At 37.1% G+C, this 8,246-nt stretch carries 3 protein-coding genes and 2 pseudogenes; all 5 read right to left on the bottom strand.

The features are described from left to right. Positions 1 to 203: pseudogene (locus COJ46_RS19220) on the bottom strand (SpoVR family protein); the annotation flags it as partial. 213 nt (positions 204 to 416) lie between these two features. Further along, entirely contained in the window at positions 417 to 4,325 is a 3,909-nt protein-coding gene (locus COJ46_RS19215; protein WP_286145524.1) for an Ig-like domain-containing protein, read from the bottom strand. Positions 4,326 to 4,653: 328 nt separating this feature from the next. Further along, positions 4,654 to 5,286, bottom strand: a pseudogene (locus COJ46_RS19210) (SpoVR family protein); the annotation flags it as partial. Between the two features lie 161 nt (positions 5,287 to 5,447). Next, a complete protein-coding gene (locus COJ46_RS24215) occupies positions 5,448 to 5,612 on the bottom strand; it encodes a transposase (RefSeq protein ID WP_141437790.1) in 165 nt (54 codons plus the stop codon). Positions 5,613 to 5,716: 104 nt separating this feature from the next. Then, the gene (locus tag COJ46_RS19205; protein ID WP_097976404.1) at positions 5,717 to 7,834 is read right to left on the bottom strand and encodes a S8 family serine peptidase; all 2,118 of its coding nucleotides are present in this window, start codon (positions 7,832 to 7,834) and stop codon (positions 5,717 to 5,719) included. Between the last annotated feature and the right edge of the window lie 412 nt (positions 7,835 to 8,246).

Below are 8,246 nucleotides of genomic sequence, written 5' to 3'. Positions count from 1 at the left end.
CCTAACTCACGCATTTCTTTGCTTGGGTTATTATATCGCTCTTCGATATCTTCAAACATTCTTAGTCCTAAGTAGTATGGATTAATACTTATTTTAGAAGGTTGAACTACTCCTGCGTTTAGTTTCGCGTATTCGATTGCTTCATTTGAATCGAGATTTAGTTCTCGCATGATGCGGATGTGCCAGTAACTTGCCCAGCCTTGTTTCTCTTAAAGATCTTCTTTTTCCCAAGAAAAAAAATTAGAATTTATTGTATTAGTCCTGCTAATAATGATCTTAACCGATCTGAAATCTAGAAAAAATGATTAACTACTTATGACCCCTTTATTTTGACATAGAAAATGCTTCATATTTAGGGATGAACTGAAAAAGCAGTGGAATTTAGTTCCACTGCTTTTTCATATTTCATGTAGATTTTAATAAACCTTTACTATTCTTGTTGCACTAATTAATCCTTTTGCATCCTTTGCGGTTACAAATAAATATGTACCGGCTTTTTGCTTTGGTATATTTACTTTAAAATCACCGTAGCTATTTGCTTTAGACGTATAAACTTTTGTGCCAATTTTTACCGAAGCAACTGCATATTTTTCAGCTTTTCCGGTAAATGTGGTTGAGTAATATCTCACAGGACTCACAACCGGCATATTCGGTGCGACACGAGTAACTTTTAAGGATCTAGCATTACTAACTTTTCCAGCTACGGTTGAAGTTACATTAATTGATATTCCACTGTTTTGAATTGGTATCGACACTTTGAAATTCCCTACACTATCAGCTGTAGCGCTGTATGACTTTGTGCCAATCTTAACAGTTACTACCGCATACTTTTCGGTTTTTCCAGTAACTGTTGCCGCTTTATTGCTGATCAGGTTAACAACAGGGACATTAGGAGCAACTTTAGTAACCTGTATTTCCTTTGGTAAGCTTATATTACCTGCTGCATCTTTTGCAGTAATGCTCAATTTTACACCGCTGTTTTGAGTAGGTATCTTGACTGTGAACTTCCCGTAAGAGTCAGAATTGCCACTATATGATAATGTCCCCACTTTCACGGTAATCGTGGATCCTTTTTCGCTTACCCCTGTTACTGTGGTAGATTTGTTTGTTACCGTATTAACCACTGGAATATTTGGAGCAACTCTAGTAACCTGCATTTCCTTTGGTAAGCTTATATTACCTGCTGTATCTTTTGCAGTAATTCTCAATTTTACACCACTGTTTTGAGTAGATATCTTGACTGTGAACTTCCCATAAGAATCAGCAATGCCGCTATATGATAACGTCCCTACTTTCACAGTAACCGTGGATCCTTTTTCGCTTCCCCCTGTTACTGTGGTAGATTTGTTTGTTATCGTATTAACCACTGGAATATTTGGAGCAATTCTTGTAACCGTCACCTTTTTGGACTGACTTTGGTTCTGTGCGAGATCAGTTGAAGTAACAGAAATCACTGTTCCGCTATTTTGAAACGGGATAATAATTTTAAAAATGCCATTTTCATCAGCAATCGCGCTGTAAGTTTTATTACCTATAACAGCCTTAACAGATGCTCCTACTTCCGTTTCCCCTGTGATTTTTCCATCTTTATTTGTAACAGGATTAACTGATGGTTCTGATGGTGAAGTTTTATCAATCACCGTCGTAGTAACGCTTGGACTCACATTATTTGCAGCATCACTTGCAGTCACGTATAGTACTGTACCTGCTTTTTGCAGTGTGATTGGTATTGCAAAACTACCATCAATATTTGCGTAGCCATCAGCGACAAAGACCTCCCCATTTCTTATAGTAATCTTTGCTCCTGCTTCCGAGTAACCGGTGACTGCCTTCGATGCATCGGTTACTGGAAAATCAAATGAAAGTTTTAACAAAGGTGCTGTAACATCCTTCACTGTTAATTGAACGGAGTCACTCCTATTTTGGACCTGATCTTCTGCAAAAACTTTAATTACCGTGCCGCCTACTTGTGGTTGGAAATTAATTGAAAACATACCATCTACCGCATAGGACGAGCCAATAATCGTTTCGCCAGCTACAACTTTAATAATTGATCCCTTTTCCGCAACTCCACTAATACTAGTAGATTGGTCTGTTATTTCATTGGTTAAGAGCTGTGGTACTGCTGGCGAGGTTCGGTCCACCACAGTAACATGCTTAGCCTCGCTAATATTTCCTGATGCATCTTTTGTAAATACAAGTACTTGTGTATCTGCCTTTAATTTTCCGATCGGCATTGAAAAATTCCCATTTTCATCTGATACATCAGTACCAAGTGATTCACTAGCGACCTTTGCCACAACGGTAGAAAATGGCTCCGCTTTACCTGTGATTTCTACTGCACTATCAGTCACTTCATTTACGATAGGAACTTCTGGTGGTGTTTCATCCAAAACAGTCACTTTGGTGATTAGGCTGGTTCTATTAAAGCTATCTCTCACCTTAATCTTTAATTCTGTTCCAGCTTTTTGAAGTTTGATTGGAATCTGGAAGCTACCATCTTTATCCGAATTTCCTTCACCAATCTTCTCATCGGCATTATAAATTTCTACAAGGTTATCCGCATCGGTCATACCGCTAACCAATTGATCACGATCGCTTACTTTTGCTACAACCGGTGCTTCCAATGCTCCTAATGGGTAACTGTTATCAAATGGTTTATACGAAATTGTTGATACATCTAGTTTGTCACGATAGTTCATATTATCATTTACATCAACTATCCCTTGGCTAATCTGTTTTGTATCAGTCAAGCCCCAATAATTATTCTTCCCATCAAAAAGAATCCCTTTATATCCAGAGATATCCACCTTTAGTCGAGGGTAACCGAAAAAATTATTTTCGTTAATAAAAATGTTAGCAATTCCACCGTCAGGATCTCTACTAGTCAGCTTTATATCTGGGGCAGAATAGTCAAGCGGATTGATGAACGTGTTATTTTTAATATAAATTTTCCCAGGACCATTATTAACATTTAGAGTTGCTTTTTGGCTAAAAAAGTTATGTTCAATTATTGAATCTAAAATGGATGAGGAAAGTGATATAGTTCCATTGCGATACTGGTTATGGCGAAGCGTAACATTTTTATTTATAGTGGTTACTAGAAAGCCACCATTGTATCTTGATGGATAAAAATGGTCCGCGTATTCAATTTGAATAAAACTGTTATTAAAGTTACTGCCCTTTACATAAACATCTTGCAACTTGATACGCTCTTGTTCTGTGCCAACAGCAATCAATTTACCATTAACCGAAATAGACGATCCATTTTTTCCAATCAGCTCCACCCCAGGTTCTATCGTCAGTGTTACCCCAGAATTAATCACAATGGGACCTGTTTGAACATAAGGTGAACCCTCTTTTGTTAAAACTCGATCTTCGCTGATAACCCCACTAATTACCGATGAAACCGTATCGCCTTGCTTCTCAATATAAGCCGAAGAAACGTATCCAACATATTGCCCATCGAGAGTTTTCGCTGGAAACCAGACAAACTGATTTTTACTTGTCTTAGTCTCGTCAAATTTAAATGGTCCTTCTAAGATTAAGGGTGTATTAATTGGCAAAACTTTTTCAATACCTGGTGCTCCAGGTCCTTGTCGTAAATTAACATTATCCTCTGTTGTCAGTACTCGGTCCCCCGCTTTTAATTCAATCGTTGTCGCATGAACACCTTGTACAATATATTCTGGCTTTAGGAATTCAATGGGGTTATCACTTGCCTTATCATAATTGAAATCCTTTACGTCAAATGGATACCTTGCTAAATCGGTATCGCCCAAATAACTATCTTTTTCGATTTTCCCAAAAACTATCTCTTGATAGGCTTTATAATTAATTTCTCCTGTATCTTGGAATAAAGGGCTATTAACTGGCACTGTACCATTGTACGCCATAACAGGAAAATACCAATTTTCAATGATATCCCGTCCTGCTCCATTAATGTGCGGAAGCGATGTCAAATTGGCCTTGTCATTAAGAATGCGTACGCCTGTTTCGATATTGTAAACGATATCATTCTTTAAGCGTTCTTGCTGTTCCTCTGTTAATGTTTTATCTGTAATTTGCATAATCCCAATTCCATTATCCGTCGAGATGTACGGCTTACCATCGACGAATTGTCTCCAATCGGATTCTTTTGTGGCAATACCTTTTACAACTTCAGGGGGAATATCTGCTTGAATTGCAGCGTTTGTCAACAAACAGTTGATGTGTTGGAAAGTTGGGTTTTCATTTGGTGTAATGACTCCATATTGATTTGCACACTTCAAAGCCCATTCTGGTTCTGATTCTGCGGTGGCTTTCCCATGAAACAAAGCGACCATACATGCCGTAAGTAATCCAGTTTTTATAAAAAAAGATTTCATGACCTCATTTTCCCCAATCTATATATTTATGTAATTATCAATCTATTTTAACATACCAAATGCTGACAGATTAAGTGTTTCTCCTTGTTTTAATATCTTGCATAATGTCTGGTATTCTATATAACTCATTTTTGTTTGCACGCGGTCCAACACATATTGATGACCTCGATTCTATTACTGGGTTGAATATTCCCATTTTCATTAAAATTTCTAATCACTTATACAACATGAATACCCAACAGTCGATGCATTCATAATAAATAAAAACCACCTATAAAAGGTGGTCTCAAATATACTTCCGATGAATATTCTTCCCATCATAACTAAACAACACAGACTTATTCTCAATATTCGTCTCCAAATGAACCCCTCTACCCCACAACTGATGAATATAAGGCATTACCTTCTCTACATACTTCACATCAAGTTCCATATTTTCATAGGAATGCTTCAAATAAAGCTCACCATTTTTTAAATAATCGCCCTCATGAACAACTATATATGGGAATCCGCCATTTACCCGACTAACTACCAGTTGATCTCTTACATTTTCCCATGCTTTATCGGTAACTTTATATTCCTTACCTTGTCGCTGGAATAAATACATATCTTCTCGCATGACAAGATCTTTCGTTAAGTAGTTTCGTATAAATGAACTATCAGGCTCTAACTCTCTCACTTCAAACATTTTCTCTCGACCACTGCCAGGTTTAACACCTAACTCTCTCATTTCTTTACTTGGATTATTATATCGCTCTTCAATATCTTCAAACATTCTTAAACCTAAATAATACGGGTTAATGCTTGTTTTTGATGGCTGAACTACTCCTCCATTAAGCTTTGCGTACTCAATTGCTTCATTAGAATCAAGATTTAATTCTCGCATAATTCTTATATGCCAATAACTTGCCCAGCCTTGTTTCTCTTAAAGATTTTCATTTTTCAAGAAGTAAATTAGGATTATTAGTATTTGACCAGAGAATTAACCTCTTTTACTATCGTATTTATTTTGCAAGCTAAATTTAGAAAAAATGACATACTGCCTACTTACGGCGGCTTTAATTTGACATACAAAATTGTTCAGCTGTAGGGGATATTTACCCATGCTTTTAATTGAGTTGATCTACGTATACCTAACTCTTTAGATATAGTTTCGTAACTGGCATATCCTTCTCGATATAGTCTAACCGCTTCAAGTTTTAATTCGATTGGATATTTATTGAATTTAGATCCTTTTACAGCCAAAATACAATCCCCCTATAGTAGACTACCTTTCCATATTATCGGATAGGCTTTTTTGAGTGTCTACTATAAGGGGATTTTATCATTTATGAGAGCCCTCCTATTAGTTACGGTAATACAGTGATACTATCTACGTTGATTTCCGTCGCCGATTTACGAGCTCCTGCGCTTGCTTTTCCTGTCCATTCAATTGTTAGTACATGTCGTCCTGCAGATAGTCCCGTCTTTTTAAAGAGTTCTGCTTTATATACCGTTGTCGTTGAATATAGGTTAGGATTCGTAATTACGCCGTCTACAGTAACCTTGGCAATTCCTTGACGGCTATTTTTCATTCCTTTATATACCACACCTGTACCATTAAATACGATACGTATGCTTGAGCCAGCTTCATTTACCTTGGCATATGAACCACCTGAAGCACTTGTTGTTGAGATGGTGCTCCAAGTTCCAAAGTAGGTAAGGTCCTTACTTGTGTTTTCGTACGTTCCCGCGGCTGTTCCGTATTTTACTTTAGCAGTATAGCTACCCGATCCCTTATATCCATATACATCTAAATAGTACGTTCCATCACTTGGCGCAATATACGTAAAGCTTTCTGTAGACGTTCCAGCTTTTTCTGAAAACGCAACAATACCGGCACTATCTTTCACAGTTTTAGCAGTTGATTTATATAAGTAAATATCAAAGTCTGTTCCAGCAGTTCCTGAAAGTGAAACAGTTACTCTTTCCCCTTTTATGAGTTTAAAAAAGTACACATCATCTAAATCTGTTGTTGAACTTAGCGTAGAACTAACAGATGTACTTGTTAAAGGTACTCCTGGAATATCATCGTCTCCTCCCAACGCCTTTCCTGCGTTAAGCAACCCACCGGTTACTACCTTTCCTGTCAATGACGAAAGTGGTGTAACAGATTTCATAATTGCGTCCTTAATTTGAGCAGGAGTATAAGCAGTATACACACTCTTAACTAATGCTGCCGTTCCTGTCGCATGCGGGGTAGCCATCGATGTACCACTTAAATATGCATAACTGTTACCAGGATACGCGCTTAGGATATTTTCACCAGGTGCTGCGATATCGACACTTGTTGCACCATAGTTAGAAAAGCTTGCAAGGTTTCCTGTGTTATTTATAGCCGCGACCGAAAGAATGTTTGACAAATTATAAGCTGCCGGATACATAGGAGATGTGTCTGCATTCAAACCACTATTTCCAGCTGCTGCTACAAACAAAGAGCCTGAATTTTTGATAGAGTCAGATAATGCCTGACTAAATCCTCCTCCGCCCCATGAATTATTAGAAATTTTTATTCCCTTTGCCTTTGCATATTCAACTGCTTTAATAGCATCAGCTGTATAGCCTCCGTCAGGGCCGAGAAATTTTAATGGCATAATCTTCACGTTTGGTGCTACACCAATAACACCGATCGTATTATCGTTTCCAGCAATTGTTCCTGCGACATGTTGTCCGTGATAGTCCTCCTCTGTGCTGTAAAACAATATATTATTGTTATCATAGAAATTCCAGCCATTCACATCATCAATATAGCCATTGCCATCATTATCTTTTCCATCTCCTGCAATTTCACCTGGATTCACCCAAATATTATCCTTTATATCAGGATGATTTATATCCATCCCTGTATCAATCACCGCAACTACTACGGAAGAACTTCCCTTTGTTTTTGCCCAAGCTGTTTCTGCCTTTATATCAATTCCTGCTTTTCCAGGAACTCCGCCTATGGTTTGACCAGTATTCTTCATTCCCCATAAGTACGAATAGTAAGGGTCAGATACGCCTAATGGCTTTACTATGTAATTAGGCTCTGCATATTCGACATTGGTAGATGCATTTAAAGTCTTAATCGCCTGCTCAATCAATATACCCTTTTTAAACTTTACAAGCTGTACGCCTTTATCATTTAACTTCTGTGCCCCGTATAAACCTAAATCATTTTTGATTATCCCTAGACTTTCTACAGTTGCATTGTTTTTAAACTTAACGATGAGTTCCTGTTCCTTATACCGCTTGCCGATCTGTTTATTAGCTACCTTAACACCTTTGCTTGCAATCTTTGGAATTTGAACGATTGAATTTACGCCTTCTGCCACCTTTTTCTTATTTGTCGGTTGAGATGAAGAAGGAGATTGTGCAGATACAGTCACAGTAGAATATAACAAACTAACACTTACAATACAACTCGCAACTATCTTATTAATCCTCATAACAGCTCTCCCTTACATTAGATTCGTAGACAAAAAGATAGCATTAAGTACCTATTTCTTGCCTACAGACTAATTGTATTTACATATACAGGATTTTAACTTTGTTTTTTTTATCATTTTTCCGACAAAAAAGCCTAGCAGGTATATGAATTGTTCCCTATAAAGCAGACACTAAAAAAGAGATGCAATAAATTATCAACAGATTAAATGGTGATCCAATCGAAAACCAATTAATCAGAAATTATCTCTGTTTTACTTGAATCTGTTAAACTCACATTTCCAATCTTCATAATGTTCATTAACTAGACCATTTGATATTTGAAATTTTAGTTGAATAATGGATAATAATAGAAAGCAATTCATACAAAAAACCACCTAAAAAAGGTGGTCTCAAATATACTTCCGATGAATA

The sequence above is a fragment of the Bacillus sp. AFS077874 genome (genome assembly GCF_002566505.1).
GTDB lineage: Bacteria > Bacillota > Bacilli > Bacillales > Bacillaceae_G > Gottfriedia.
This window is presented reverse-complemented; position numbering and strand designations above follow the sequence as displayed.